Below are 24859 nucleotides of genomic sequence, written 5' to 3' on the forward strand. Positions count from 1 at the left end.
TTACGCCATCGATTAGAGAGATATGACAACAATTTACTTACACATTGGAATGCCCAAGACCGGAACAACTTGTCTACAAAAAGCATTGTTTAACAATAGGGATAAATTTTTAGAAAACGGTTATTTGTATCCTATGTCTGGTATAAAACATAATGCCAAAGAAATAGTTAACCGTTACTGTCATAATACTTTAGCCCATTGTTTAATGGGTTTGGAAGACAAGGATAATACACTTTCAATGTCAATTTGGGAAGAACTGAAAACAGAAATAGACTTTATTAACCCTAAAAATGTGATAATTTCCGCAGAAGCTTTTACTTCTTTTGAAATCTTTTATCAACCTGAAACACTTGCAAAAATAAAAGATTTGTTAAAAGAATACGAAATTAAGGTAGTTATATATCTAAGAAAACAAGATGATTTTTTAGAATCCTCTTACTGTTACATGGTCAAACTAGGAGCATGTAGCGTAGGAAAGAGTTATTTAATGAATATCAATATATCTTTAACTATTATCAAATATTAGAGAATTGGGCAGATATATTTGGATATGACAATATGATTGTTCGACTGTTTGCAAAATCAAATACAAAAAATCATATTTTTGCTGATTTTTTAGGAGTCATTAATCAATTCAACAATAAAAGTGATTATAAAGTTGACTATGGTGCAAAAATAAATGTGTCTCCTTCAGGGAAAACGATCGAGATGCTTTTACTTATAAATAATTTAAATGAAAGAGTTTTAGCTAGATTTATAAAGTTAGATGATAGTTATTGGTCAAACTATCAAAAATTTTTGAGCTTTTTATCTGATAATAAAACAATATGTAAATTAGTATCAATGCTGCCAAATGTTTTAATTGACGATCTACTTCTCTTGCCGAAAGAAAAAGAAGATATTAGGAGACAATTTCAATAATTAAATAGTCAAATAGCTTATAAGTATTTAGGGCAAAAAGATGGAGTATTATTTGGCGATTCTTCCTAGTTATATAAATAAATCTGATTTCATAAGTTGAGCGTAGGAAATTAAATATCATATGGCGAACAATAAAAATTGGATAAAGAGGCGTACCTATCTTTTCAAACATAAAATAATAGCCTTATATGAGCAAACTGCAAATAATTAAAAATAAAAATATTGAATCTATTTACCCTCTTTCTCCTATGCAGGAGGGTATGCTTTTTCATACTCTGCACGAGCCAGAATCAGGAGTATATCTTGAGCAGTTCTGTCTCACGCTCTCTGGAAATCTAGATATTACAGTACTTCAGCAGGCTTGTGTGCGAGTATTGAAGCGTCACCCAGTTCTGCGTACTCTTGTGGTTTGGGAAAAGCAGGAAAAGCCTCTCCAGGTAGTATGTAAGCAAGTAGAGTTACCTTGGCAGAACTATGATTGGCGTTCCTTATCTGCAAAAGAACAACAAGAGCGCCTAGAAGCTTTCTTACAAGCAGATCGAGTCCAAGGCTTTGTTCTTGACAAAGCTCCACTCATGCGCTTCACGTTAATTCGAGTTGCTGATGATACTTACGAATTTATCTGGAGCTTTCATCACTTGCTGATTGATGGCTGGAGTTGGCCGATTCTCTGCAAAGAGGTTTTTACTTTTTACAATGCTTTACTTAAAGGCAAATATTTATATTTAAATACTCCTCCTCCTTACCAAAATTACATAAATTGGTTACAACAACAAGATTTGAGAGCAGCAGAAGCTTTTTGGCGGCAACAACTCCAAGGATTTACTAGTCCTACCCGTTTGCTACTAAATCGGGGTGAGGTGCAAAATTCTCCACAACTAAAAACCTACCACGAACAGCACTACTGTTTATCGTTGCCCATAACTGCTGCTTTACAGTCCCAAGCACAGCAATATCATCTGACAGTTTCAACTTTCGTACAAGCAGCTTGGGCAATTTTACTCAGTCGCTACACTGATGAGTCTGAGCTGATATTTGGCGCAACTGTGTCCGGCCGTCCTCCCACTTTATCGGGGGTGGAATCTATGGTGGGACTATTCATTAATACTCTACCAGTAAGGGTAAAAGTCCCAACAGCGACTCCTTTATGGCAATGGCTGAGGCAATTGCAGACTCAACAGGTAGAGCGATCGCAATATTCTTGGTGTCCGTTAGTCAAAATTCAGGCTATTAGTGAAATTCCCCCAGAATTACCTTTGTTTGAAAGCATCGTGGTGTTTGAGAACTATCCACAAGATACGTTTTTATCAAATCCAGGTAGCAGCATCCAGATTACTAAACGGCGAGTCATTGAACAAACTAATTATCCGCTTACAGTCATCGCTGTACCGGGACAAGAGTTATCCCTACGCATTCTTTATGATGGTAGCCGCTTTGATGGGGAAACGATTCACCGGATGATGGGGCATCTTGTGACTTTATTAGAGGGTATGGGCGCTAATATCGAGCAGACAGTAAGCGAGATACCTATGCTAACTGCTGCCGAGCAGCAACAACTTTTGGTATGGAATGATACCCAAACAGATTATCCTCAAAAATGTATCGCTCGGTTGTTTGAAGAACAGGTAGAACGAACACCGGATGCGGTAGCAGTCTCTTTCCAATCCCAACTACTGACTTACCAACAGTTAAATTGTCAGGCTAACAAGTTAGCACACCACCTACAAAAACTTGGGGTAGGGCCAGAAGTGCGGGTAGGGATTTGCGTTGAGCGTTCTTTATCGATCGCAGTAGGACTGTTGGCAATCCTCAAAGCTGGTGGTGCTTACGTACCCTTAGATCCGCGATCGCCCCAAGAACGCTTAAATTATATGTTGAGTGATTCTCAAGCGTCGGTGTTACTTACAGATTCATCCAATGCCTTATCCCAGCTACCATTAACAGTAGTTTGTTTAGATAAATCAGATTTCTGCCAAAACAGCGAGGAGAATCCTGTTAGTAAAGTAACACCAGAGAACTTGGCTTATGTTATTTATACTTCAGGCTCAACCGGCAAACCCAAAGGTGTAGCCATGAGTCACCGTTCTTTGGCGAACCTTTTACATTGGCAAATAGAAGAAAGTGCTTTTAGTTGTGCCAAAACTTTGCAATTTGCTTCTATCAGTTTCGATGTCTCTTTTCAAGAAATTTTCTCTACCTGGTGTAACGGCAAAACCTTAGTTTTAATCGCCGAAGAAGTACAAAAGGATGGGTTCGCATTATTACAATTAATTGCCCAAGAAAAGGTAGAAAGACTGTTTTTGCCCTTCGTCGCCCTTCAGCAATTAGCTCATGCCGCTTCTATTTCTCAATCCTATCCTGCATCTTTGCGTCAAATTATCACGGCAGGAGAACAGTTACAAGTTACTCCTGTTTTAGTCAACTTTTTTAGAGAGCTTCCTGATTGTACGCTGCAAAATCAGTACGGCCCGACGGAGAGCCATGTAGTAACAAGTTTTACTCTAAACAATGCTGTCAGCAATTGGTCGCCACTTCCGCCCATTGGTCGGGCGATCGCAAATACGCAAATCTACATTCTTGACTGCAATCTGCAACCATTACCGATTGGAGTTCCCGGAGAACTGTATATTGGCGGCGTGGCGATCGCCAGAAGTTATATTAATTCCCCGGAATTGACTGCTGAGAAATTCATTACCAAGGATGGAAGTCGTTTGTATAAAACAGGCGATCGCGCTCGCTATTTACCTGATGGCAACATCGAATTTCTCGGTCGTATTGACAATCAAGTAAAGGTGCGGGGCTTTCGCATTGAACTAGGAGAAATTGAAACCGTACTCGCCGCGCACCCACAGGTAAGAGAAGCAGTAGTTATTGCAAGAGTTGAGCGATCGGGGAACAAGTGTCTAGTCGCCTACATTGTCCCCAAACAGCACCTAGATACCAGCGAACTGCTTTGTTACCTCAAACAAAAGCTACCAGAATATATGCTGCCTTCCGCTTTTGTCAAGTTGCTGGATGCTCTACCTTTAACCAGCAGTGGCAAAACAGACCGCCGCGCTTTACCAATACCTATGAGTAGGGAACGTAACATCTCTACAGACTTGATCCCACCCCGTACTGCGAGTGAAGAGGTTCTGGCAGGAATCTGGAGCGATGTTTTAGAGTTGGAACAAGTTGGTATCCATGACAACTTTTTTGCATTAGGAGGGCATTCTTTATCAGCAATGCAAGTCATTGCTCGGTTGCGAGAAACCTTCAAGATGGAGTTACCCATAAGCTGGCTGTTTGATTACCCGACAATAGTCGAACTAGATCGGCAGATTTCAGAATACCGCCAAAAAGAGGCAGGGGAGCGGGGGAGCAGGGGAGCAGGGGAGCGGGGGAGAAATAATCATTCTTTCTTATCCCCTTTTTCCCCTTTGCCTAATTGTCAAAATGAGTTGACTCCATCTCTCAAACCAGTACCTCGGAATACAAAAGAGTTGCCAATCTCTTTGACTCAGCTTGAGTTTTGGATATTAGCTCAATTAAATCCGGGCATTCCCGTCTACAATATTCCCCTGGCTTATCGCTTGACGGGTTTACTCAACGTCAATGCCTTGGTGCAAAGCCTCGTGGAAATTGTCCGTCGTCACGAAGCTTTGCGAACTACTTTTACTATTACGGATAGACAAGTTGTTCAGAAAATTATTCAGGAGCCTATCCTACCATTTTCAGTGATAGATTTGCGAAAACTTTCTGAATCTAAAACTGAGCGAAAGGCTCTGGCTCAAAGATTTGTAACTGAGGAAAAAAACCAGCCTTTCGATTTAGAACAAAGCCCATTGTTACGCATTAAACTGCTGCGGCTCTCTGATGCCGAGCATTTACTCATAATAACTATCCATCATCTGGTTTTTGATGGTTGGTCTGTGGGTGTGTTTTTACAGGAGCTAACAAAATTATACGCAGCATTTTGTCATGGTCAGCCCTCACCACTTCCCGATTTACCCATTCAATATGCTGACTTTGCCCATTGGCAACAGCAGTGGGTTGCTCGTCCGGCTTTCGTGTCTGAGCTTGACTACTGGAAACAGCAACTAAGTAATAGTACACTTTTACTAAAGTTACCTAGCGATCGCCCGCGCTTACCAGTGCGAACTTTTCAAGGTGCAAGTCAAACTTTCATTATTTCTAAAAGCCTAACAAATGCTCTTAAACATTTGAGCCAACAGCACAATGTAACTCTATTCGTGACTCTACTAACAGCCTTCAAAATAGTGCTGTTCTATTACACCGGACAGTCAGATATTATCGTGGGCGCTCCTTTTGCCAATCGCCAGCAAGTAGAAACAAAAGGACTTATTGGATGCTTTATTAACACACTACCAATACGTACATATTTGGGGGGCAATCCAAGTCTGAGTGAATTGCTATATCAGGTGCGTGGATGTTTTTTAGCAGCCTGCGATCGCCAGCAAATTCCCTTCGTGAAGTTAGTAGAAGCACTACAGCCAAAACGAGAACCAAGCCACTCTTTGCTATATCAAGTAATGTTTAACTTCTTGCCTCCATCAGATTTACAACTGGCAAATTTAACTGTTCATCCCTGGTCAATTGAAAGTAAAACAGCAGAATTTGATTGGGATATTTATCTTCAACAAACAACATTAGGAAGTATTGAAGGAAAATGGTGCTACAAAATAGATTTGTTTGATGCTACTACTATTAGCCGTGTGGTAACTCAGTTTCTAGTGTTGCTTGAGCTACTAATTAATAATCCCGAATGCCGCCTGAGTGACCTTGGTTTACTATTTCAAAAGCATAATTCTCAATGCCGTGCGTAATTCGTAATTCGTAATTCGTAATTCGTAATTCGTAATTAAAAGATTTAGACAGTAAAAAGCTAGAAAATACCAGATTATGATGTCAAACGTACAGATGATAGAAAAAACAAGACTGACTGCTTTGCGAGAAATGCGGCTGTTTCTCGTTGTTTGGATAGGACAGTTGATCGCTTTGATTGGTTCCAGTACCACTGCCTTTGCCTTAGATATTTGGGTTTACAATCGCACTGGCTCAGTCACCCAGTTTGCTTTAATTTCCCTGTTTAATACTTTACCGCTAATCTTAATTTCCCCGATAGCTGGGCCTTTGGTAGATAGGTGGGATCGCCGAAAGACGATGATTTTCGCTGATGTCTTGGCGTGTTTGGGAACGATCGCGATCGGCGTTTTATTTGTCATGGGTCGGTTGGAAGTTTGGCATATTTACTTAGCCAATACCTTCACTGCTGTTTTCATGGCTTTTCACATGCCAGCTTATACAGCATCAACAGTCTTACTTGTGCCAAAACAGCACCTCAATCGTGCTAACGGTCTGATGAGTCTGATGTATGGCATTTCCATAATCATTGCACCAACTCTCGGAGGTATTCTACTAAGCATTGTTCATTTCCAAGGGATTATTTTGCTTCACGTAACCAGTGTGTCTATCGCTGTTGTCTCCCTGATGCTGGTTCGGTTCCCGCAAGTCAACACAAGTGTTGTTACAACTGCAAAAAGTTCATTTCTCAGTGAAGCAACTTACGGATTTACATATTTGACCGCTCGACCCGGACTGCTGGGACTAATTTTATTCTCAGCTTCCAGTCTTTATCTTGTGGGAGGTATTAATGTCATTACTGTTCCGCTAGTGTTGAATTTCGTTTCAGTAAGCGTTCTGGGAACTATTCTTTCACTATTTGGCATTGCTATTCTAGCAGGCGGCTTGCTCGTGAGTATCTGGGGAGGACTAGAACGCAACATCTATGCAATATACGGGTGTATGCTGTTAAATGGTGTATTTATTATCGCCGCCGGTTTGCAACCCTCTCTTGTCATCTTCACTGCTAGCATTTTCTTATTCTCTTTGACACAACCGATCGTTTCCAGTTCCACGCAAGCTGTCATGCAAAAAAAAGTAGAACCTAGTGTGCAAGGTAGAGTTTTTGCGATCAAAGGCGCGATTGAAGCGGCTGCTTTACCTCTAGGCTACATTACGATTGGGCCTTTAGCTGAGAAGGTTTTTGAACCTTTAATGGCTACTGATGGTTATTTGGCGGGAAGCATCGGACAAATCATCGGTGTTGGGTCTGGTCGTGGTATGGGACTTCTACTGATTATTATGGGAGTCTTGACCATTTTAGAAACCTCTATTGCCTATTTGTACCCTCGCCTACGGTTTGTGGAAGATGAACTCCCTAATGTTAGTAATGCAGTTGCGATCGCTACTGATACACCTTCTAGCAAGAATGATGCAGTTTCTTTGGTATCCTAAATTTAGCGTTGCATAGTGAAAGTTGATTAAAAGTTCTACTAGTTTCAAATTATTCTTTGATGTTTTAAATTAGCTATTTTTTGAAATAGCTAATTGTTAATTGAGTTCATAATTTATATCTATATTCAAAATTTATGATATACATTCAATCCTGTTATAACTTACCCAATATCTCTTTGAGACCTATTGAATTTATGTCATTTGCAGTTAGTTTTTTATAATTTTGCGTAAATCCTGCTTATGTTGTTTAATCATTGAATTTTTCTATATTTCAATCCCAAAAATATGTTCAGTTTATTTTAGAATATGCAAACTAAAGTTTCTCGCGATCGATCCTTAATGAACGATCCTTCTCCTTCGGATTTTAATAAATTTTGGCAGAGCGTCAGAGCGATCGCTGGCCCTTACTGGTATCCAACAAAGTCAGGGGAAAGAGCATTTTCAGACGTGATTCGGATATGGGGGATGCTCATTCTCCTGATTTTATTAATAATCGCACTAGTGGGTGTAACGGCTTTTAATAGCTTTGTTACTCGCTATATAACCGATGTAATTGAAGAGAAAGATTATCCTAACTTTATTAAGACGATAGTAGTTTTCAGCGCTGCTCTGATCTGCATAACACTATTAAGCGGATTTTCTAAACTTGTTAGAAAAAAAATTGCTCTTGATTGGTACAAATGGTTAAATAATCATACATTATCAAAATATTTTAGCAATCGTGCCTATTATAGAATCAACTTTAGATCCGATGTTGATAATCCAGATCAACGAATATCTCAAGAAATAGAACCCATTACCAGTAATGCTCTCTCGTTTTCAGCTATTTTTCTAGAAAAAGTGCTGGAAATGACGACTTTTTTAGTAATCATTTGGTCAATTTCCCAATTTATTGCAACTGTTCTGGTTGTTTATACGATTGTAGGCAATTTGATTGCTGTTTATTTGGGTCAACAATTGAATAAAATTAATCAAGAGGAATTAGAACTGAAAGCAGAATACAATTATTGTCTGACTCATGTTCGTAATCATGCCGAATCAATAGCTTTTTTCCAGGGAGAAAATCAAGAATCTAATATAATTCAACGAAGATTTATTAATCTCCTAAAAAATATCGAACGCAAGATTAATTGGGAGAACAATCAAGAACTATTTGACGGAGCATATAAATCTGCTATCCAAATATTCCCATATTTGGTACTCGCACCTATATATATGAGTGGTCAAGCTGATTTTGGAGAAGTTGTTCAAGCCAGTATAGCTTGTAATTCGTTTGCCAATGCTATGGCAACATTAATTAGAGAATTTGGGAATTCAGGACGATTTTCTAGTTATGTTGAGCGTTTATCTGAATTTTCAGATGCCTTAGAAGCTGTTACCAAACAACCAGAGAACGTTAGTACGATTAAAACAATAGAAGAAAACCATCTTGCTTTTGAGCATGTCACCTTACAAACGCCAAACTATGAGCAGGTGATTGTTGAAGACTTGTCAGTGTCTATTCAACCAGGTGAAGGTTTATTAATTATTGGCCCTAGTGGTCGAGGTAAAAGTTCTCTATTGAGAGCGATCGCTGGTTTGTGGAATGCGGGAACTGGTCGCCTGGTGCGACCTCCCCTAGAAGAAGTTTTATTTTTACCCCAACGTCCTTACATAATCTTAGGAACTTTGCGCGAACAGTTAATATATCCTAATACAAATCGTCAAATGACCGACCCAGAACTCAAAGACATTTTACAACAAGTAAATCTGCAAAACTTGTTAAATCGAGTTGAAGGCTTTGATACAGAAGTTCCTTGGGAGAATATATTATCGCTGGGAGAACAACAACGTCTGGCTTTTGCACGATTATTAGTTACTAACCCTAGCTTCACGATATTAGATGAAGCAACTAGCGCTTTGGATTTGAATAATGAAGGCAATTTATATCAACAGTTGCAAGAAACAAAAACAACTTTTATCAGTGTTGGACACCGAGAAAGTCTATTTAACTATCATCAATGGGTTTTGGAACTTTCACAAGATTCCAGTTGGCAACTTTTGACTGTGCAAGATTATCGGCTGCAAAAAGCAAAAGAAATTGTCACTAATAGTTCCGTAAATCCTGAAACTACAATAGATATTTTACCCGATAATCAATCCCAAAGCCAACCAGAAATATCGATAGAGATAGACACAATTGTAGGACTTTCTCATAAAGAAATGCAGACATTAACAAACTCTCCCATTAACACTATCAGAAGTAAAGCTAGCCTTGGTAAATCCATTACTACCAAAGATGGTTTTACCTATCGCTATGACAAAAACCCCAATGTGTTGAAATGGGTAATAACTTAATAACTATTAATGTTTGTGAAAATTAAGGTCATGTTAACTAAACAGCAAAGACAACTAATTACTTATAAAGGTATTTCAATCTACGAGCGAACTTATCAATTACCAATTCTCAAAAATCACGGTATAGAAACGGTTCAAAAAAAAATTAGAGAACGTCAAAGATTAATTAAAGAAGGTGTTCGATATCATCATAAACTTGGAGGAATAATTAAGCGAAAAGAAAAAATTAGTCAGGGAGAGATTTTTGATGAAATTCAATTATTTATTAAAGACTACAATCAGATTATTGTCTTTCTAAACAGTTATAAAGATAGTTATCACAATTTTTTGTTAAACTTAATTAATGATTTGAAGGAATTATTCAAACAGAAATATTTGACAATAAAAAATTTAGAAGATGAAAGAAGCAAGATAGAGCTAAAGAATTATAAAAATCCCCAAATACTTAATGAACTAAGATGGGAGAAAGAAGAAAACTTTAAAGCAGTTTTATTATTAAGTAATGCTTATTTTTTGATGTTAGAAAAAATTAGCTTGCTTAGTGAAGGAATTAAAAAACTTGCAGAAGATTTAAAAAAACAAAAAGAAATTGTTCAGCAAATAGTTGAAGATTTAGATACCTATCAAGAGCTTTATGAGTATCAAAGTAAAGCCTATAAAATTCGTCAAGAAATAGCAAAAATTGCCCAAACAGCAATCAATTTTGAGAATTCTTTACAAGATTACTTTAGTCCTTTTCAATCTTTAATCGATGAATTCGTAAAAATAGATGAATATTTTTATGCAACTGTCGGAGATATTAAAAATTTAGGGGATAATATTTTAAAGTATCAGTCAAATTTATTTAACCTTGAAGAAGCCAAGATAATTTCTGAAACTTTTCTCGATTTTATGGTGACAAGTTATGATAAAAAAACTAGATTAAAAGATGCTTTTATTCAATCTAAATTATTAGATTGGCAAATTTATAATTTAGATTCGAGCGAAAATTTTGTCTTTTTAGACAAGGGTATTGATTTAATAGCTAACTATATATCTAAGCAACTTACCGATCAAAGAAAAATGCTAGGAATAGCAGAAGTAGATTTTGTCTCTACAGTTTCTCTATCTAATGTTGAAGAAACAGAATTGATGAAACTGACTGATAACAATCTTACATTGACAAAAGAATTTTTTAGCAATAAAGATATTGATTATACCCAATTGCGATATCTCCTATCGCAGCATAAGTGGAAAGAAGCTGACATTGAAACAGCTAAATTAATGCTAAAAGCCATGAAGAAGAATTATTGGAATGAAGTTTATAAGGAAGATATTGATAATTTTTGTTGTCAAGACATCCATACCATTGATGAACTTTGGGAACAATATAGTTATGGTTATTTCGGTTTCAGTGTTCAGCAAACTATCTGGAGTGAAATGGGTGGTCAAGTAGATTATGAAACAGAAAAGCGACTAGGCGATCGCCTTGGTTGGCGAAAAGAGGGAAACTGGTTAGACTATGAGCAACTAACTTTTAAATTGTCCCCGATGACACCGATGGGACACTTACCAGCCAAATGGTTACACTACGATCAACATAGCTCTGACTTATCTCTATCATCTACAGAACACCTTTCAATGGGAGCCTGGCGGGTAAAATCTTGGTTAGTTTGGCAGATGCACTTATTCTTTTCTCGTACAAAAATTTGTAGTTCTCTAAAGATAATTTGAGAGGATGTTTAGTAATTCTAAGAGGATGTCTGAAAACTTTTTGGTGTTGTATTTGAGACTTGTAGATCCCCCTAAATCCCCCAATAAATTGGGGGACTTTGATTCCGGTTCCCCCCTTTTTAAGGGGGGCTAGGGGGGATCAAGCGAAATATTTAATACTTCTCAGACATCCTCTAAAATTACAGCAGTTTGCATCTAAATGAAGTACATCTTTTACCCCCCTTAATCCCTCCGATGTATTGGGGGAAAATTCCCAATCTAGTTCCCTCCTCTTTCCAAGGGGAGGTTAGGGAGGGGTATTTTTGTACTTCATTAACTTGCAATCTGCTGTAATTCAAAAGCAGCAACAACTTCTAGTTGTGCTGTCATTGTTGATTTTATTCACTTGGTTTATTAAAAACTTCTAAAATCTGTCGGCAAATCTGCTTGAGCTTTTCCTCGATTTCACCAGAAGGCGAAGATGCGCCGACAACACTCCAGTTTTCTACCGTAGAAAGTCGCCACGCCTCACCACGATGATCGAATCCCGCCACCTCCACGCCGATCGCACGCCGGGAATTATTGATGGGATCTTGATAAAATCGGATTTGAATTAAAATACTGCGACTTCGCCAAGATTTGCTAATACCAGGAAAGTGAAAGCCAATATCTATAGAATCTGGATCGACTAACTCCCTAGTTTCCGGGTCATTTTTCCAGGGTTTGAGATCGGATTTGGCATCAGGAAACTCAAATTTGAACAAATTAACTACCGTGGCAATGTTGCTGGCGAGTTCAAGGTTCGTTGCCTGTTCAGCTGCGTTCACTAAAAAACACTCCTATATTGCGTCGCCATCTTCAAGGATGTGAAGACATAAAAACCGCCAGAAGGCTTATATTATTGGTGTTTCAGCTTATCAAGACCTTTGAGATTTAGCAACTCTAAATCATATTTTCCTAACAATCCTCGTTACTAACAGAAGCCAAAAATCGCTTCTTGTTGGGACTGCCTAACACCTATTAAGTAATTGTACTTAAAAATTACTCCAAAGCAGATGAAACTCTGTTCTTTGAAGAAAATATCAAGATTTTCTGCAAAATCCTTGGCTGACAAGAACGATTAACTCCGCTAGCGATCTAAAATGACACTGTTAATCGGTAAACCAAAAGCAATTAAGTTCAATATATGGTGCGTCAACGCTCGATTTTTTCATTTTTCCTAGTATTATTGGCCACATTCCTGATTAGTTGTGGTGGCCCTGGTGTTGCGGTAGCACCTCCGACTTACACAGCAGTACAACTTGAAAAAATTCAGGCTTATGTTCCTGAAATTCAGGCTGTGCGCGATCGCTCACAAGAGTTAACAACCCTGATTAAAAGAGGTGATTGGATCAATGTGCGTAACTTTATACATGGGCCCATGACAGAAGCAAGGCTGAACCTGACTTATGTCACTTCCAACCTTCTACCCAATGACCAACCCAAAGCACGTCAAATAACACGAGATTTGTTTAATGACTTGGTTAAGCTTGATAAAGCTACTAGTGCAGGCAATCCTCTAGTTGCCTTGAATCAATCCCAAGATGCTTTTGCAGAGATTGACAAATTCTTCGACTTGCTTCCTAATACCAGCAGTGAAGCAGAGGCAAGTTAAGCCCAAGGTAAGATGAGCAAAGGGGGATGAGGAGGATGAAGGAGAGAAAAAATTTCTCCCCCTATTCCCTCATCTCCCACATCTCTCGATTTTTGCCTCAAAACAGCAATGAGTCATGTAGTTATTATCGGTTGTGGTGTAGTTGGGGCTGCGATCGCTTACGAACTGAGTTTAGTAAAAGGGCTGAAAATTACAGTTTGCGATCGCCAACCACCAGCACAAGCTTCCACGGGCGCTGCACTTGGCGTTTTGATGGGCGCAATCAGCCAAAAAATCAAGGGCAAGGCTTGGCAGATGCGGCAAACTAGCATCCAACGCTATGAAACCTTGATTCCTGAACTCGAAGCTTTAACAGGTCGCAAAATTCCTTTTAATCGTCAGGGAATTCTGATGCTTTTATCTGATTCCTCCCTAGAGGGGATGTCAGCATGGGAAAAGTTAGTAGAAATTCGCCACTCTCAAGGCTGGAATTTAGAAATTTGGGACACGGCTAAACTCCAGAATATCTGTCCTCAAATTAATAACGAAAAAATTACTGGCGCTGTCTATTCTTTGCAAGACCGCCAGCTCGATCCAACTGCCCTGACATTGGCTTTAGTTGAAGCTGCCCAGCAAAATGGTGTAACTTTCAAATTTGGTGTGACTGTTTTGGATGCCCCAACCTCAACACCTGAATTTTGCCATCAACTAGAGACTACAGAAGGAAAAATAACCGCTGATTGGTTTGTAATTGCAGCAGGGTTAGGTTCAACCCCACTAACAGCAAAATTAAATCAGATAATTGATATCCGCCCCGTACTTGGGCAAGCCTTGCAAATGCGTGTGGGGCATCCATTAGGAAATCCCGACTTCCAGCCAGCGATAACGGGTAATGATGTCCATATTGTTCCTGTGGGCGGTGGAGATTATTGGGTAGGCGCAACAGTGGAATTTCCCAGCAATAGCGATGAGATACCGCCAAATCAAGAACTGCTGAAATCTCTTAGAGAACAAGCGATCGCATTTTGTCCAGAATTAGCCACAGCAAATATTCTCCGCACTTGGTCGGGTTTACGTCCCCGCCCTGAAGGTCGCCCAGCCCCAGTTATTGGTAAGCTACCAGGGTTTAGTAACGTCCTCCTAGCTACCGGACACTATCGCAACGGCGTTTTATTAGCACCCGCTACAGCTTATGCGATTCGTGAGATGATTATTTCTCAGGGAATGGGGACTGGGGAATGAGGGAGCAGGGGAGCAGGGGAGCAGAGGAGACAAGGGGACAAGGGGACAAGGGGACAAGGGGGACAAGGGGGACAAGGGGGAATTATTGAACAAGTCTCTCCCTTGTCTCCCCCCTCTTCTTCGTCTACCTTGTCTCTTCTCCATGCCCAATGCCCAATGCCCAATGCCCAATTCCCAATGCCCAATATAGGAAAATAGCGTGTCAATAAAAGAACATAAAATCAATGTAGATTCACTGGAATGGTTTTATCGGGAATCTTTACCAATCGGCAGAAGTGACTTAGCGCCTGTGTTATTGCTACACGGCTTAGTTTCACAAAGTTACAGTTGGCGTCATATTATACCTGCTTTGGCGAATCAGGGGACAAGAGCGATCGCTCCAGATTGGATTGGTTACGGCAATTCTTTCAAACCAGAAAAACGGGATTTTGCTTACACTCCCGATGCTTTTATCACAGCTTTAGAAGGATTTATTAAAGCTTTAAAACTTGAACATTTTTCTTTAGTTGTCCAAGGTTTTTTAGGTTCTGTAGGACTACAATATGCTTTGCGTCATCCAGAACAAATTGCCAATATAGCTATTTTAAATACACCAATTTCAACTGCTGCTAAATTACCCTGGAAAATTAAACAAATGGGTTTACCTTTAGCAGGTGAAGTCATGACCCAAGACCCCTTATTAGTCGATCGAACGCTAGAAGGCGGAAGCCGTTATCGCATAGGAGACAAGGATTTAGATGTTTATCGAAAACCATTTTTAACTGCTTCTTCGTCTGGTCGAAGTCTCTTAGCAAGTATTCGCAATTTACAGCTTGATTCAGCCATGACCGAAATCCAAACTGGCTTTAAAGAATGGCAACAACCAATTCTGATTCAATGGGGTATGATTGACCCTTGGCTACCTATAGACATTGCCGAAAACTTTGCCAATTCCGTACCAAATACCGAATTAATAAAACTTAATAACGTCGGACATTATCCTCAAGAACACTACCACGAGACGATTTTGCAAGACCTTTTACCCTTTGTGCGTCGTAAAGATGCTCATTGACAATATATAGCAATTCTATTTGATTTGTGAGAATTTTGGTGTTGACTGTCCTTTGTCAATTGGTCATTTGTTCTTGGTTTTGTCTTACGAATGATTTAGGATTGCTATAGCTTTGGCAAAAATGGATATTATAAAAATGAATGTCAAAATTCAGGAGTCAGAATTAATTAGTAGAGGATGCAAAATCATCATTGTAGCCCACTAAATAGAAGATTGAGTGGCAGAATTCAAATGTTATTTCTTGTTAAAAGTCCATCCTTTTTCAGGTGGAATATTCTGAATTCTGAATTCTGGCTCCTGACTACTTTGTTATTACCATTACAAGTAAAGGAAATTATGATTCATGGCTTATTCATGGTTTAAAGCCTTTCATATTGTCGGATTTGTAGTTTGGTTTGCTGGTTTATTCTACTTAGTACGTCTTTTTATCTATCACGTTGAAGCGAACGAAGAACCTGAACCAGCACGAACGATACTGAAAAATCAGTATCAAATTATGGAAAAGCGCCTTTACTCTATCATCACTAACCCAGGAATGTTTGTGACGATCGCAATGGCCATCGGTTTATTAACCACTGAACCGGACGTTTTAAAAGAGGGTTGGTTGCATATCAAACTGCTGTTTGTGGCGCTTTTAATTGGCTATCATCATTACTGCGCTCGGCTGATGAAGAAATTAGCAGTAGATGAATGTCGCTGGAATAGTCAGCAATTACGTGCTTTAAATGAAGCGCCTACAGTTATGTTAGTAGCGATCGTTTTGTTGGCTGTGTTTAAGAATAATCTACCTACAGATATGGCTGCTTGGGCTATTTTCGCCATGATTATTTTGATGGCAGTCACTATTCAACTTTACGCCAAAAAACGCAGGCAGGATAAAGAGAAATTGACGGCACAGATAGGGCAACCACAAGAACAAAGTTAGACAAAGTAAGGTAGCCCAGCTGTGCTACCTTACTTTATCTCGCATCACAACAATACAGCAGATTGTAAATTAATGAAGTACAAAAATACCCCACCCTAACCCTCCCCTTATCCCTACGGTGTACACACAAGTCGAAAAAAGCTTGATTTTCCATTGTTTTCTCGTTGATCTCGTTCCCTCACGCCACTTGCTTCAAGCCGGGAAACCCGTCCAACGCAGTGGCTCCCCTTTATAAGGGGAGGGTTAGGGTGGGGTAAAACCTTGGGTTTTTCAGCTATTTTAGACTTGTTGTGTACACTGTAGGGCGTGATTCAAGGATTTTTGCAAGAAACTTCATGATCTGCGCTCACAAGGAACAATGAAAATGTCTTTTCCTCCTGCCTCCTGCCTTATTTTCAAGGCAGGTCTAATGAATGCTACTAATATAATCATTACCTCATCCTGTAAACGTTTACAGTAAATCATCTCCAGGAATGACGGTAGTGTAAAAAGTATATTTGCGATTAGCGACATAACGTCGGTCTTGTTTAATAATTGCCATAAACTCTCTATGTCCCTCACGGCTACGTCCCACTAAACAACCTGCACTAGCAAGGCGAATATCATTTCGGGGGAAATCAAAGCCGTAGTGTTGATTCACATAAAAATTATCACCTGTATCAAGTTTGTCGCCAGTCCGTTTAAAATCTTGGTTGAAATCTCTACAAACTGTTATATCTCCAACTTGCACTAATGCTTCATGAGGCTCGGCTGTACCGTGAGTACCCACAGCCCAAGCTTTGTATTGTCCAAACTGAATCCTAGCTGCTCCTTTGGGATTCATCGGATTGTAAGTGTAGTACTTCCCTGGTTCTGTAGTAGCTTCCCAGTGATCTACGATTTTGGGAACGCCATTTACTACTTCAATTACAATCCGGCGATCGTTAAATTGATTGGGTGTATCACTGTTGAGAGTCCAGTCTCCATTGATACCCTCTACATAAACAATGTTGTATTCTTTGGGATTGGTAAATACTTGATAACCTTTGGCTAACATATATTTCACAATCTTACTAGCGATGTCATTGCCTAGTTTTAAGGGGGGTTGAGGAAGATCGTCTATTTTGGTTTCGATTAGTTTCTTGGCTGTGACTGCTCCTAAAAAACCACTCTCTTCAGTCTTTATTAATTCTTGAAATTTTTTGAGAGATATGACAGAAACAGGGCCAAATTTACCATCAGCTGGAGGTTCCAGCAAACCTAAGCCGATTAACAATATCTGAATCTGACGAGCCAAGTCTGCATCTTCTGCGATCGCATCAAATGACCATTTCTCATCTTTTCCCAAGAAATCTTGTAGTTTCATTATGCACCTGCTTTCATTTACTTACTTCTAAGTATAAACATCATTTTTAAAATTGATGTTGTTTGAAACTATACTCTTGACTAAAAGATGATGTCACAATTTTTACTATTAATTTATGATTAAGCACACAAAAATTCACAGATATTACACTGAAGAAAAAACTATTTATTGGCGACATCTATTAAATTTTTTTCGGTAATATGGTTCGAGTTCAGAGGTTGAGCAATGTCTCCGACAGCTAGATTTACGCCCTTTTAACTAGACAATTTCACCTTCAATGTAGCTATCCCTCTCGTCCATTAATCAAAATCATTACCGTTTACGGATAAATCACACGACTTTTAACGAAGAATGTAAAACCTGTCCCTCTTCGCCTCAGAGAAGGACAGACTTTAATAAAAGTTCAAGACAGGAAGAGGTTTGATAACTAATTACTTGATTTGTGGATGAGCATTTTGTCCATCACAACAAACTAAGGTTAGGTGTAGCTGTGGTTTTAGTCTGGTAAGCATTTTTGATACCAACCCAGTTACTAGCAATTGGCATTCGCCAACCGGTTCCAAAGGCGCGATCGGTAATTTTTAAACCGGGGGGTGCTTGTCGCCGTTTAAATTCAGCCCGCGCCACCATTTGAATTACTCGGTTTACAATTACCGCATCGTGACCGGCTGCAACAATTTGTGCTGCTGATTGGTGGTTGTGAATCAGGCGTTGCAAAATATCGTCCAAAACTTCGTAAGGCGGTAGAGAGTCTCGATCGACTTGGCCTGGTTTGAGTTCGGCGCTGGGTGCTTTAGTCAAGACGTTTTGCGGAATGATTTCATTATGGCGATTTAACCAATGGCAAAGTGAATACACACGGGTTTTAGGTACATCTGCAATTACTGCTAAACCGCCATTCATATCGCCGTAGAGAGTACAGTAACCAACTGCCATTTCTGACTTGTTACCGGTAGATAAAAGCAGATAGCCAAATTTATTAGCGATCGCCATTAATAAATTACCGCGAATCCGAGATTGGATATTTTCTTCAGCTAGTCCAAACTCCGTACCCGCAAACAAATCATCTAAAGTGCGATCGAAGCCTTGCATTAACTCGCCAATTGGTAAAAGATGAGTTTTAATTCCCAAATTTTCGGCTAATGCTTCAGCATCACTGATGGAATGCTCGGAACTGTAAGGGGAAGGCATGAGAACACCGAGGACATTTTCTTTACCAAGTGCAGCCGTGGCGATCGCAGCTACTATGGCCGAGTCAATCCCGCCACTTAAACCCAACACTACTTTAGAAAAGCGGCACTTACGAGCGTAATCTCGCACACCCAAAACCAAAGCTTGCCAAATTTCTTCATCTTCCGATTCATACATCGGTTCTACAGAACCCAACTGCAAATCACGCAGCGTTTCATCAAATTCTACTACTACTAAATCAGTGTCAAAACCACGGGCGCGACAGATAATTTCACCTTGACGATTTAAGGCAAAACTACGCCCATCAAAAATTAGATCGTCATTTCCGCCAACCTGATTAGCGTAAATCATTGGTTGTTGAAAACGTATTGCACTATGCCTAAGCATGGTTTCACGAAACTGTTGCTTACCAGCCGTGTAGGGAGAAGCAGACAAATTTACAATCAAATCTACACCCAAAATTGCTAAGTCAGCAATCGGATTTACTGCATAACTACGTTTGCCCCAGAATTCCTCATCGTTCCATAAATCTTCGCAAATAGTTACGCCAATATGGATATTATCGAGAGTGAAATAATTGGCTTGCAAGCCTTCTTCAAAATAACGGCGTTCATCAAAGACATCGTAAGTAGGCAAAAGTCGCTTGTGAAAAACTTGCTTGACTGTACCATTTTCTAACAAAGCCATGCTGTTAAATAAACTTTTACCGCCACTAATATCTGCTTTGATATTCGATTCAACAGTTCCTACCAACACAGCTAAATTTGGTGGTAAATCCTCAGCCAAATTTTGTAAAGTGATGCCCATCGCTTCCACAAAACTAGGATTTAGTAATAAATCTCTTGGTGGATAGCCACATAGAGAAAGTTCTGGGGTCAACAACAAACGCGCACCGCTAGATGCTGCTCGTTGTGCCGCCTCCAGGATTTTTTGGGCATTTAAAAGCAAATCACCAATTGTCGGATTAATTTGAGCGATCGCAATTTTCATATTATTTGTTATTAGTCATTGGTCATTTGTCATTAGTCAAGGGTCAAAATAGGTTACTCAGGACTTTTGACTCTGAAAAGTGATTGATTAAATAAACACTAAAGGTTTATCTTTTAAGGGAGCAAAAGCTTCCGCATCAAACTTATACAAGCTAGCCGGACGACCAGCACCCCGTGATACCTTAATTCCGGTATCGCATAAAAAACCTAACTTGAGTAGACGCGCTCTAAAATTAGAATAATCGGAAAAGTTATCACCTAAAACTGTGGCGTATAACTGATATAAATCATTCAATGTGAACATCTCTGGCAAGACTTCAAAAGCCACTGGGCTATACTCTAATTTATTTCGTAACCGCCTATGCCCATAAGCCAGAATTTCGTTATGGTCAAAAGCTAATTGCGGCACTTGTTTGACCGGATACCAAGCGATGCCAGTCATGCGATCGGCAATCAATTCGGCTTCTTCAAATCGCACTAGGGCAAAGTAACTAACTGATAAATAACGCACACCATAACTATCAGTTGCTTCCCGTGGATCGCGATGTGGCCCGCCAAATGTATAGAGTTGTTCTAAATAGAGATTATTGACCTTAATTTTCTCCGCCATAATGCGATAAGCGGCATCTTCTAAAGACTCTCCTGGACGTACCAAAGTACCGGGAAGACTCCAATGATTTAAAAATGGTTCTTGCTGCCGCATTACTAGTAGAACTAACAGCCGATTTTGTACAGTATCTACAGAAAAAATTACATTATCCACACCAACCTTGAAATCGGCCAAAGGTTGTTGGTTTAACGGAGTTGGTATCTTTTTTGGTGAACGTCCTGGCATTCGTACAAATGCTCTCGATTAATATAGGCAACTACAGGGGCTGTGAGGGCTTGGGGATCTCTATGTTCGCGGTACGCTGTTGAGGAAACATCTAGACCGGTCAGACTAGCGATCGCAATTTTCCCTCCCAGCTTTTGCACTACCTCTGAACTAGACTCATCTATTACATATCCGGGTCGCGGTACAATCAGTAGTTGCACTTCCTGTAACAAATCTTCAATGCGATACCAACGTGGTAGCTGAGTCAGTAAATCTGAACCAACGATCAACGTCAATTCAGCGTCTTCACCCCAAGTAAGCTTGGCTTTTTCCACTGTTTCCAGCGTTCTGAAACTACTCAATTCTTGTTCCAAAGCAATATTGTGCCGTGGCGTGTCTATATCCGCAATCAACAGTCGCAACATTGCCGCCCGATGTTCCAAGGGTGTTTGATGAGACTTAAACGGATTATCCGCCGCCCAAACCGCTACCCAATCATAACGCTCAGACAACCAACTCAGAATTTTTTGATGTCCAGCAGTTGGTGGATCAGCACTAGTACCAAACAAAGCAACTCTCATCATCTTACTTTGCGTCCTTTGCGTCCTTTGCGGTTCGTTTCTTAGTCTCCTCCGTCAACACCCATAACCCCTCAGAAATTTCCACCTGCACCGAGACAGGATCGTGCAAACGCCGTGTTTCCTGTGGCAAACTAGCAACTGAGGCGGCGGTACGCTGACGAATTGTTGCCAACGATTCCAACGGCTGCACCCGTTCACCTTCTTGCACTACCAACTGCAACAAAGGTTCTTCTTCCAGGGAACTTTCATCTAAGAGTCCCAACCTGTCTGCTTTTACCTTACCTCCCGTAAACGAGCGAAAAATCTGCTTGCGTCCTGGATAAGTAACTTTACTACTCGATTGCTTCATGACTGGGATGCCATCAATGTCTACAAGTTTATAAACTCCATTGACAGGCGAACCTGTAACTAATCGCGTCCCCAATCCGTAACCATCAATTTGCGCCCCAGCAGCTTTTAATCTGGCAATTTCCCACTCATCCAAATCACCACTGGCAAAAATTGGCACACCGGGAAGGAGCGATCGCACCTGTTTTGATAAGGTAACTAAATCTCCTGAGTCTAATCTCACTCCTGTTAATTGCATTTCCCCGGAATTTACTTTTTCGGCCAAGCGCTGGGCAGCAGCAATGGTATCGTAAGTATCAATCAGCAATGGCGCGCCCGGAAAATAGCGATGAAATGCAATAAAAGCTTGTTCTTCAGTGCCTTCTATTGCTGACAATGCCATCACTAAGGCGTGTGCCATCGTACCACTTGGCTGTTGTCCCAGTTGTAGCGCTGCTAACACATTGGAAGTGGAATCTAACCCACCCGCCAACGCCGCCCGTGCTGCCCACAAAGACCCTTGGGGACTAAATGCTCGTCTGGTGCCAAATTCTAAAAGTGTTGCTGATTCCCCTGCTATATCCCGCAACCGGGCTGCTTTTGTGGCAATCAAAGTCTGGTAATTAATCGTATTCAGCAGGTAAGTTTCTACTAGTTGCGCTTGCCAAAGGGGTGCTTCCACCCGCAACAGTGGTTGATTGGCAAACACAGCTGTCCCTTCTGGTACTGCCCAAACATCACCCGTGAACTTTCCCTCAGCTAAAAGCGACCAAAAGCGATCGCCTGCGTGAGCAAAAATTCCCGTTGCCTGTAATGCCGCAATTTGCGCGGAACTAAAGCGGATTTTGGCTAAATATTCCAATGCCTGCGTCAGCCCCATTGCAATTAAATAACCAAAACCCTCTGGCAACCGTCTGACAGACAATTCAAAGCTTGCCCGTCGTTGTTCTATACCTTCGCCTGTGTAACAAGCTGCCATCGTCAACTGGTAAAGGTCGGTCAGCAAGCTGTAGTCATCGGCAGAAAGGTTAAGTTCCGGGTTCTGCTGGCTTTGCTGTTTATATACATAGTCCAAATCTGGCAAAGTGGTCATGCAAGAGCTTCCTTACAAGATGCTTCTTTTATTTATGGTAATATTTACCATAAATAATGTCAACTCCCTGCAAGTATATTGTCTGAGATTGCCGTATAACAGTAGATTTATCGGTAGCTTAATACTAACTTCATCAAATACTTAATATTTTTTAATAGTAATGGCTAGCAATAATGTTAATTAAATCGGGTGGCTAATCAAGGGAAATAATATCCAGTCAGAGAAAGTTTGTTTTGCTTCGCTCTTTTTCCAAATGGGTTGAAAGAAACAAATATGTTACAATTAGAATCGAAGAGAAAAGTTTGACTTTTTGACAAGCTAAAGTATTGCAAAGTTATCTGAATAAACATTGCATATATTCTCAATATATTGAGAATATGAGCAAGGCTTGAGTATTAGGATTAGAGTATAAGCATCACTATTAAAGCGACTCAAAAAGAAGGAGTCCAATATTATGGATATTTCCAAAATCATTGCGAACATAACCCAGTATATTTCTGAAGCTGCAATGCGGATTTTTGGCCCTACGGATGATGCTTATCCTGCTGTTGGCGTACAACCTTTTACAGGTGAGCCTTACGACGAAGATAGAGATGATAATTGGTAGATGCCGATCCGGTATGTGAAAAATATTTATGAACAAAAAGATCCCCGACTTCTTCAATAAATCGGGGATCTGATTTTCTCGGTGGAGAAGCAATCAAATAGGATTGCTATAGTTGCGTTGCGATTGACATAAACTACTTAATAACAGATTGTCCAGCCGAAAATATTTGTTGTGCCGTTAGTTGCTAGTTGGGAAAGATTAAAGAGATAAGTCGATCGTTGTTTTGAAATAATTGTTTTTGATACTCATCCTCTCTTAGGCTGCAAATTGTCACCGTTGGCTGTTTGGGTTTACCAATATATTCTCTGCCACCAATACCTAAATAATCAACAATCCAATATTCAGGAATTCCTAACAGGGCGTAGTCTTCGGCTTTACGGGCATAATCGTTCTGCCAGTTTGTGCTGACAACTTCAGCAATCAGTTTTATTGAGTTTCCTGATGTAATTACAGGTTGTTGTTGCCATAATGGTTCATTAATTAATTGAGTTTGGTCTAACACAATCACATCGGGACGAAAAGCGGTTTCTGTTCCTAAGAGTTTGATTAGACAGCGATGGGGAATAAAGTAGCTTAGATCCTGACGATCGATTTCTACATTCAGCTTTCGCCCAATCAATGCAGATACTTGCTCGTGTGGCCCGGTTGGTTCCATCTCGATTAATTCACCATCAATTAGTTCATAGCGATCGCACTCACTGTAAAGGCTAATAAATTCATCAACGGTTAGAACTTTTGAGACTGATTGAACCATTGTGATTATTCCTCATGATTTGGTGCTTGCTAGTTCCCAAGTAATTCTTTCACCCAACATATTAAAGTAGTTCAAGTAGCTCCTTTCGTATACGTTCTCCCTCATATCTACTATATGTTAGTTGCTTCCGTTCTTTTATGATTGTAACCTGTCCCAGATTGGAGTCAGGTAGCTCTACTAAATCGTTATTAAGCAGTAGTTGTACATGTTTAGGTGGCACATCACTTAGATGCAAATCATCATAAATTCTTTGATAATTATTTGGCATACTCTTCAATTTTTGAGAAATACTTACGTCAAATCTTTTGAGAAATAAACTCTCAGTTTGGAGAATAGAGTTTCTCCAAGATTCCAAAACTCTACTTGGTAAATCGTCTGAGCTATCTCCATGACAACATACTAAAGAATGCCACGGCTGCATATATTTTAGTAAATCTGTAAGATGTTTTGGTTCTTTTTTTTTGCTCCGTAAATGTTGAATTATGAAAGCAGAAATAATGGAACAACCATAGCTATTTTCTTTTTCTATAGGGTTGTATTTTAGATACTCTTTACTAGATTTTGAGTCATTCCAGTTAGAGTAAAAGCAATATAAAGGGATAGGTGAATTCTTTTCTTTTGAAGCATTTTCTATAAGAAGATCGCATTGATATACCTTATTTTTACTTTTAGTTTTTTTGTAGTAATACAGATGATTGAAAGAATTGTTTTTAAAATCTACAACTTTAGCTTGCACTCGAAAACCTATCCATTTATTGCTAGCACCAGTAAACCACCACTCCCAATCTGCACCGTTTGATCCTTCTTTATGTTTAGTAAATTTATGATTATAAATTTCCAGTTTTTTCTCAGATTTTAGTTTAAGAATATTTATATCTGTTAAAGTTTCTTCTCCAATCTGATGATCTAAATCACGTCCTTTGGCAAGCATATCCCATGTTTCTTTTGAGCAGTTTCTGAAAGTATCACATAAGGTTGGGAGCATATTTAAAATTCAAAAAGTAATAGACAGTTTTAGTATTCCCTAAACAAGCCTAAACTTAATCATTTATATTTGGAG

At 39.6% G+C, this 24859-nt stretch carries 19 protein-coding genes; 11 read left to right on the plus strand and 8 right to left on the minus strand.

Annotated elements, in window-relative coordinates; translation table 11 throughout:
* Nucleotides 1–22 precede the first annotated feature (22 nt).
* The 6 genes from RMZ42_RS24945 to RMZ42_RS24970 all read left to right on the plus strand — a co-directional run bounded on the left by RMZ42_RS24945 (nucleotide 23) and on the right by RMZ42_RS24970 (nucleotide 11268).
* Nucleotides 23–526, plus strand: coding sequence for a hypothetical protein (locus RMZ42_RS24945; protein WP_322673938.1), 504 nt, complete (start codon nucleotides 23–25; stop codon nucleotides 524–526).
* A 32-nt stretch (nucleotides 527–558) separates the two neighbouring features.
* Nucleotides 559–921, plus strand: a complete 363-nt coding sequence (locus tag RMZ42_RS24950; RefSeq protein ID WP_322673939.1) for a hypothetical protein — start codon at nucleotides 559–561, stop codon at nucleotides 919–921.
* Nucleotides 922–1109: 188 nt separating this feature from the next.
* On the plus strand, nucleotides 1110–5747 hold the full coding sequence (locus RMZ42_RS24955) for a non-ribosomal peptide synthetase (RefSeq protein WP_322673940.1): 4638 nt from the start codon (nucleotides 1110–1112) through the stop codon (nucleotides 5745–5747).
* Nucleotides 5748–5823: 76 nt separating this feature from the next.
* Nucleotides 5824–7218, plus strand: coding sequence for an MFS transporter (locus RMZ42_RS24960; protein WP_322673941.1), 1395 nt, complete (start codon nucleotides 5824–5826; stop codon nucleotides 7216–7218).
* A 306-nt stretch (nucleotides 7219–7524) separates the two neighbouring features.
* On the plus strand, nucleotides 7525–9555 hold the full coding sequence (locus RMZ42_RS24965; RefSeq protein ID WP_322673942.1) for an ABC transporter ATP-binding protein/permease: 2031 nt from the start codon (nucleotides 7525–7527) through the stop codon (nucleotides 9553–9555).
* Nucleotides 9556–9585: 30 nt separating this feature from the next.
* Nucleotides 9586–11268: a GUN4 domain-containing protein gene (locus RMZ42_RS24970; protein ID WP_322673943.1), complete on the plus strand. Its 1683-nt coding sequence runs from the start codon at nucleotides 9586–9588 to the stop codon at nucleotides 11266–11268.
* Nucleotides 11269–11645: 377 nt separating this feature from the next.
* Here the strand turns inward: RMZ42_RS24970 and RMZ42_RS24975 are convergent, their stop codons facing one another.
* A complete protein-coding gene (locus RMZ42_RS24975; RefSeq protein ID WP_322673944.1) occupies nucleotides 11646–12074 on the minus strand; it encodes a hypothetical protein in 429 nt (142 codons plus the stop codon).
* Between the two features lie 359 nt (nucleotides 12075–12433).
* On the opposite strand from RMZ42_RS24975, the gene psbQ reads away from it, so the two are divergent.
* From psbQ to hemJ, 4 genes are all read left to right on the plus strand, one after another.
* Nucleotides 12434–12901 carry a photosystem II protein PsbQ gene (gene psbQ, locus RMZ42_RS24980; protein ID WP_322673945.1) on the plus strand — a complete coding sequence of 156 codons (468 nt, stop codon included), beginning with the start codon at nucleotides 12434–12436 and terminating at the stop codon, nucleotides 12899–12901.
* Nucleotides 12902–13009: 108 nt separating this feature from the next.
* On the plus strand, nucleotides 13010–14122 hold the full coding sequence (locus tag RMZ42_RS24985; protein WP_322673946.1) for an FAD-dependent oxidoreductase: 1113 nt from the start codon (nucleotides 13010–13012) through the stop codon (nucleotides 14120–14122).
* A 199-nt stretch (nucleotides 14123–14321) separates the two neighbouring features.
* Nucleotides 14322–15173 (plus strand): alpha/beta fold hydrolase, encoded by an 852-nt coding sequence (locus RMZ42_RS24990; RefSeq protein ID WP_322673947.1) that lies wholly within the window; start codon nucleotides 14322–14324, stop codon nucleotides 15171–15173.
* Between the two features lie 343 nt (nucleotides 15174–15516).
* Nucleotides 15517–16098: a protoporphyrinogen oxidase HemJ gene (hemJ, locus tag RMZ42_RS24995; protein WP_322673948.1), complete on the plus strand. Its 582-nt coding sequence runs from the start codon at nucleotides 15517–15519 to the stop codon at nucleotides 16096–16098.
* A gap of 451 nt (nucleotides 16099–16549) precedes the next feature.
* On the opposite strand, the gene RMZ42_RS25000 is transcribed toward hemJ, so the two are convergent.
* The 5 genes from RMZ42_RS25000 to RMZ42_RS25020 form a co-directional block, all read right to left on the minus strand.
* Nucleotides 16550–17443: a peptidoglycan-binding protein gene (locus RMZ42_RS25000; RefSeq protein ID WP_322673949.1), complete on the minus strand. Its 894-nt coding sequence runs from the start codon at nucleotides 17441–17443 to the stop codon at nucleotides 16550–16552.
* Nucleotides 17444–17905: 462 nt separating this feature from the next.
* Nucleotides 17906–19624, minus strand: coding sequence for an NAD+ synthase (locus tag RMZ42_RS25005; RefSeq protein ID WP_322673950.1), 1719 nt, complete (start codon nucleotides 19622–19624; stop codon nucleotides 17906–17908).
* Between the two features lie 87 nt (nucleotides 19625–19711).
* The gene (locus RMZ42_RS25010) at nucleotides 19712–20458 is read right to left on the minus strand and encodes an NUDIX hydrolase (RefSeq protein ID WP_322673951.1); all 747 of its coding nucleotides are present in this window, start codon (nucleotides 20456–20458) and stop codon (nucleotides 19712–19714) included.
* Nucleotides 20419–21018 (minus strand): nicotinate-nucleotide adenylyltransferase, encoded by a 600-nt coding sequence (locus RMZ42_RS25015; RefSeq protein ID WP_322673961.1) that lies wholly within the window; start codon nucleotides 21016–21018, stop codon nucleotides 20419–20421. Before RMZ42_RS25015 ends, RMZ42_RS25010 begins: the two co-directional genes overlap by 40 nt.
* 4 nt (nucleotides 21019–21022) lie before the next feature.
* The gene (locus tag RMZ42_RS25020; RefSeq protein ID WP_322673952.1) at nucleotides 21023–22438 is read right to left on the minus strand and encodes a nicotinate phosphoribosyltransferase; all 1416 of its coding nucleotides are present in this window, start codon (nucleotides 22436–22438) and stop codon (nucleotides 21023–21025) included.
* A gap of 454 nt (nucleotides 22439–22892) precedes the next feature.
* Between RMZ42_RS25020 and RMZ42_RS25025 the strand changes: the two genes are divergently transcribed.
* Entirely contained in the window at nucleotides 22893–23045 is a 153-nt protein-coding gene (locus tag RMZ42_RS25025; RefSeq protein ID WP_194041182.1) for a hypothetical protein, read from the plus strand.
* Between the two features lie 184 nt (nucleotides 23046–23229).
* Here RMZ42_RS25025 and RMZ42_RS25030 read toward each other — a convergent pair whose 3' ends face one another.
* Together RMZ42_RS25030 and RMZ42_RS25035 are read right to left on the minus strand one after the other, a co-directional pair.
* Nucleotides 23230–23799 carry a Uma2 family endonuclease gene (locus tag RMZ42_RS25030; RefSeq protein ID WP_322673953.1) on the minus strand — a complete coding sequence of 190 codons (570 nt, stop codon included), beginning with the start codon at nucleotides 23797–23799 and terminating at the stop codon, nucleotides 23230–23232.
* Nucleotides 23800–23860: 61 nt separating this feature from the next.
* Nucleotides 23861–24784 (minus strand): DUF6615 family protein, encoded by a 924-nt coding sequence (locus RMZ42_RS25035; protein ID WP_322673954.1) that lies wholly within the window; start codon nucleotides 24782–24784, stop codon nucleotides 23861–23863.
* Nucleotides 24785–24859 lie beyond the last annotated feature (75 nt).

The sequence above is a fragment of the Nostoc sp. DedQUE05 genome, assembly GCF_034530955.1.
Classification (GTDB): Bacteria; Cyanobacteriota; Cyanobacteriia; order Cyanobacteriales; family Nostocaceae; genus Nostoc.

Bases quoted from the DNA above. Each gene is read 5' to 3' on its own strand.
- RMZ42_RS24945 (WP_322673938.1), top strand. From the start codon at position 23: ATGACAACAATTTACTTACACATTGGAATGCCCAAGACCGGAACAACT.
- RMZ42_RS24950 (WP_322673939.1), top strand. From the start codon at position 559: ATGATTGTTCGACTGTTTGCAAAATCAAATACAAAAAATCATATTTTT.
- RMZ42_RS24955 (WP_322673940.1), top strand. From the start codon at position 1,110: ATGAGCAAACTGCAAATAATTAAAAATAAAAATATTGAATCTATTTAC.
- RMZ42_RS24960 (WP_322673941.1), top strand. From the start codon at position 5,824: ATGATGTCAAACGTACAGATGATAGAAAAAACAAGACTGACTGCTTTG.
- RMZ42_RS24965 (WP_322673942.1), top strand. From the start codon at position 7,525: ATGCAAACTAAAGTTTCTCGCGATCGATCCTTAATGAACGATCCTTCT.
- RMZ42_RS24970 (WP_322673943.1), top strand. From the start codon at position 9,586: ATGTTAACTAAACAGCAAAGACAACTAATTACTTATAAAGGTATTTCA.
- psbQ (WP_322673945.1), top strand. From the start codon at position 12,434: ATGGTGCGTCAACGCTCGATTTTTTCATTTTTCCTAGTATTATTGGCC.
- RMZ42_RS24985 (WP_322673946.1), top strand. From the start codon at position 13,010: ATGAGTCATGTAGTTATTATCGGTTGTGGTGTAGTTGGGGCTGCGATC.
- hemJ (WP_322673948.1), top strand. From the start codon at position 15,517: ATGGCTTATTCATGGTTTAAAGCCTTTCATATTGTCGGATTTGTAGTT.
- RMZ42_RS25000 (WP_322673949.1), bottom strand. From the start codon at position 17,443: ATGAAACTACAAGATTTCTTGGGAAAAGATGAGAAATGGTCATTTGAT.
- RMZ42_RS25005 (WP_322673950.1), bottom strand. From the start codon at position 19,624: ATGAAAATTGCGATCGCTCAAATTAATCCGACAATTGGTGATTTGCTT.
- RMZ42_RS25010 (WP_322673951.1), bottom strand. From the start codon at position 20,458: ATGCCAGGACGTTCACCAAAAAAGATACCAACTCCGTTAAACCAACAA.
- RMZ42_RS25015 (WP_322673961.1), bottom strand. From the start codon at position 21,018: ATGAGAGTTGCTTTGTTTGGTACTAGTGCTGATCCACCAACTGCTGGA.
- RMZ42_RS25020 (WP_322673952.1), bottom strand. From the start codon at position 22,438: ATGACCACTTTGCCAGATTTGGACTATGTATATAAACAGCAAAGCCAG.
- RMZ42_RS25025 (WP_194041182.1), top strand. From the start codon at position 22,893: ATGGATATTTCCAAAATCATTGCGAACATAACCCAGTATATTTCTGAA.
- RMZ42_RS25030 (WP_322673953.1), bottom strand. From the start codon at position 23,799: ATGGTTCAATCAGTCTCAAAAGTTCTAACCGTTGATGAATTTATTAGC.
- RMZ42_RS25035 (WP_322673954.1), bottom strand. From the start codon at position 24,784: ATGCTCCCAACCTTATGTGATACTTTCAGAAACTGCTCAAAAGAAACA.